This window comes from Dietzia sp. CW19 (genome assembly GCF_014145265.1).
Taxonomy (GTDB): Bacteria; Actinomycetota; Actinomycetes; order Mycobacteriales; family Mycobacteriaceae; genus Dietzia; species Dietzia natronolimnaea.
Genome location: NZ_JAALEE010000400.1, coordinates 1 through 3,429, shown reverse-complemented (window position 1 = coordinate 3,429; position 3,429 = coordinate 1). Strand labels below are relative to the sequence as shown.

The following is a 3,429-nucleotide window of genomic DNA, read 5'->3' as shown; positions in this document are numbered from 1 at the left end:
TCGTCCTGGACTACTCCAGCTACACGATGGCCCGGGTCCCCGAGCTCACCCGGACACCCATCGCCGTGGAGTCACTGCACCTCGTGGCCCCCCGCGGGTCGATCGACGCCGGCGAGGTGGCGCTGCGCGACTTCGCGGGCAAACCCTGGGTGCTGGCCCACCCGCGCTCGCACTTCGGCAGGGCGGTGCGGCTCGCCTGCCGGGAGGCGGGGTTCGAACCGGACATCCGTCACGAGGCCGGTGAGCAGTCGACCGCACTCGCCCTGGTCGCCGCGGGCCTCGGCGTGACCCTGGCCTCCGACCTCGGGCTGGGCACCTCGACCGCGGACGTGGACGTGATACCGCTGCGCGATGCCCTTACCAGGACGGTCTCGATCGCGTACCGGGAGCGGGACGCCCGGCGCCGACCCCTGCAGGCCTTCGTCGGAGCGTTCACCGAGGCCGCCCTCGGTCTGGGGCTCGACGCCCCGGGGGCGCGATAGCTCCGACCGGGTTCAGCGCCGGGCGAGGAAGTCGGGCCGCGGTGGAGTACCCGCGAAGGGGTCGGCCAGGCCGTTCTCGACGCTGTTGAACACGATGAAGACGTTCGCCCTCGGCACCGGGCTGATGTTCCCGCCGGAGGCGTGCAGTGTGTTGCAGTCGAACACCGTCATCGAGCCGGCGCCGCCGGTGAGCACGTCCAGTCCGTGTGAGCGGTACAGCTCCGAGATGTGCTCCTCGGACGGCACCCCCACGCTCGGCGCCGTGGCCACGAGGGATTCCTTGTAGTAGTCCTCCGGCGTCTCGCCCGCGCACTGCACGAAGTACTTCTGGGTGCCCGGCATGATCATCAGCGGGCCGTTGTACACCTCGTTGCGGGTGAGCGCGAGGGAGGCGCTGCACGCGCGGGGGCGGGGCATCCCGTCCTCGGCGTGCCAGGTCTCGAAGTCCGAGTGCCAGTAGAACGCGCCGCCGGCGAACCCGGGCTTGTAGTTCAGGCGGCTCTGGTGCACATAGACGTCGGAGCCGAGGATCTCGCGGGCCAGGTCGACCGCACCGGAGTGCTCGACCGCCTCCCACACGACCTCGCTCAGGGTGTGGACGTCGAAGATGGAGCGGACCGCGTCGCTGCCCGCCTCGCGGATCACCCGGGGGTCGGCGGCCATCGCGGGGTCGGCACCGATGCGGTGCAGTTCCTCGAGGCAGGCGTCCACTCTGCCCGCGTCCATCGCGCCCTCCCTCTGCACGTAGCCGCGTTCGGCGAACCGCTGGACCTCGGGATCGCCGGATCGGGACCACACCACCGGGTCCGGTCGATCGATGATGATCGGGGGGCTGGTCACGCGCGTCACGTAGCCGTCGACGGCCAGTGTCATGCGTCTCCTCTCGGTCGGGGGCGGGGCCCTGTCGGCCCGCCTCTGGCCCCGACCGTAGAAGTGACCACGGTCACGGACAACCGGTCAGCCGCTGACGTATCCCCGGTTCTTGTCGACCAGCGGACCGGGCTCGCCGCCGTCCGCCCAGGTGCGCAGGTGGTCGAGGAACTGCTCCGAGAGGGTGTCCCGCCAGCCCACCACGTCGCCCGACATGTGGGGGCTGACGTGCGCGCCGTCGAGGGTCCACAGCGGGTCGCCGTCGGGGAGCGGTTCGACGACGAGGACGTCCAGGTGCGCCGAGAGTCTGCCCGCCGCGATCTCCTGCGTGAGGGCCTCCTGGTCGACCAGTTGGCCCCGCCCCACGTTGATCACGTGGGCGCCGTCCGGGAGCGCCGCCAACTCGGCCGGCCCGAGCATCCCTCGGGTGGCCTCGGTCAACGGGGCCACCATGACCAGGTGGTCGACATCGCCCAGGTGCCCGGCCAGTCGGGCCGAGTCCAGGACGACGCCGAAGTCCTCGTCGTCGTCGGAAGGTCGACGCCCCGCCCCACGGACGTCCACGCCCACCGCCCTGAGCAGCCGCGCGGTGGCCCGGCCTATCCCCCCGGTCCCCACGACGAGGGCGCGGCGTCCCGCCACGCGGGTGGTCTCGCGGTGGCGCCACACCCCGGCGCGCTGCAGTGCCTCCGTCCGGTGCAGCTGCTTGTCGTGGGCGAGGACGCAGGCCAGGACGTACTCCGCGATGGGCCCGTCGAACACACCACGCGCGTTGGTGACCGAGACGTCGGAGTCGCGCAGCTCGTCGAACAGCAGCGTGTCGACCCCGGCGGCGGCCACATGGACCCATCGCAGCGCGTCGGCGGCGTGCCAGGCGGAGGCCAACGCGTCGGAGAAGATGTCCCACACGAAGAGCACCTCGGCGCCGGGCAGCGCCTCGGCCAGGGTGTCGGCGGTGCACTCCCGCACGTCGGCGAGTCCGCGGAGTTCGTCCAGGTGGGTGGGCGGGACGACGCCGTCGGCGGTGAGGAGGACGACTGTCGGTCGCGTGTGCGGGGACCGGTGCTGCTGCGTCATGGACACACCGTAGCGTGCCCGCGACCGCCCCCCCGCAGATCGTCGGATTGTTGACAATCTGCCCGGAGGGGTCACACACTGGCCCCATGACCGCGCATCTGTCGCCCCTTCTCAAGCAGGCCACGCCCGTCGTGGTGGACCACGCCCTCGGCTCGTGGATCCACGGCACCGACGGCCGCGACTACCTGGACTTCACGACCGGCATCGGCGTGACCAGCACCGGCCACTGCCACCCCGACGTGGTCGCCGCCGCGCGGGAGCAGTGCGGGAAGATCATCCACGCGCAGTACACGACCGTCATGCACCAACCGCTGCTGCAGCTGACGGAGAAGCTCGGCGACCACCTGCCCGAGGGGATCGATTCGGTCTTCTACGCCAACTCCGGCTCCGAGGCGGTCGAGGCCGCCGTCCGGCTGGCCCGCATGGCCACCGGCCGGCCCAACATCGTCACCGTCCAGGGCGGCTTCCACGGACGCACCGTCGCCGCCGCGAGCCTCACCACCGCCGGGACGCGCTTCTCCGCCGGCTTCTCCCCCCTCATGGGCGGGGTGGTGATGACCCCGTTCCCGCACGCCCTGCGGCACGGGTGGAGCGAGGACGACGCGATCGACTTCGCGCTCGCCGAGCTGGACTACCTCATGGCCTCCCGTGTCGACGCCCGCGAGATCGCGGCGTTCCTCATCGAGCCCGTGCTCGGCGACGGCGGCTACATGGCCACCCCGCCGCGCTACCTGCAGGGGCTGCGCGACCGCGCCGACCGGATCGGCGCGCTGCTCGTGCTCGACGAGGTCCAGGCCGGCATCGGGCGCACCGGCCGGTTCTGGGGCCATCAGCACACCGAGGGCCTGGTCCCGGACGTCATCATCACCGCCAAGGGGATCGCCTCGGGCTTCCCTATCTCCGCGATCGCCGCTCCCGAGGCGATCATGGCCAAGGCCTGGCCCGGATCGCAGGGCGGCACCTACGGCGGCAACGCCGTGGCGGCCGCGGCGGGCGTGGC

Annotated in this window: 4 protein-coding genes; 2 read left to right on the top strand and 2 right to left on the bottom strand. The window is 72.1% G+C overall.

Going from position 1 to position 3,429, the window contains the following annotated elements:
- Positions 1-482 (top strand): LysR substrate-binding domain-containing protein (locus G6021_RS12095; protein ID WP_241736539.1); only part of this gene is annotated, 482 nt, incomplete at its 5' end.
- 12 nt (positions 483-494) lie between these two features.
- On the opposite strand, the gene thpD is transcribed toward G6021_RS12095, so the two are convergent.
- Both thpD and G6021_RS12085 read right to left on the bottom strand, forming a co-directional pair.
- Positions 495-1,355 carry an ectoine hydroxylase gene (gene thpD, locus G6021_RS12090; RefSeq protein WP_182641387.1) on the bottom strand — a complete coding sequence of 287 codons (861 nt, stop codon included), beginning with the start codon at positions 1,353-1,355 and terminating at the stop codon, positions 495-497.
- An 84-nt stretch (positions 1,356-1,439) separates the two neighbouring features.
- A complete protein-coding gene (locus tag G6021_RS12085; protein WP_182641386.1) occupies positions 1,440-2,429 on the bottom strand; it encodes a D-2-hydroxyacid dehydrogenase in 990 nt (329 codons plus the stop codon).
- A gap of 86 nt (positions 2,430-2,515) precedes the next feature.
- Here G6021_RS12085 and G6021_RS12080 point away from each other — a divergent pair.
- Positions 2,516-3,429, top strand: a 914-nt coding sequence (locus tag G6021_RS12080) for an aspartate aminotransferase family protein (RefSeq protein WP_182641385.1), incomplete at its 3' end; no start/stop codon positions are given.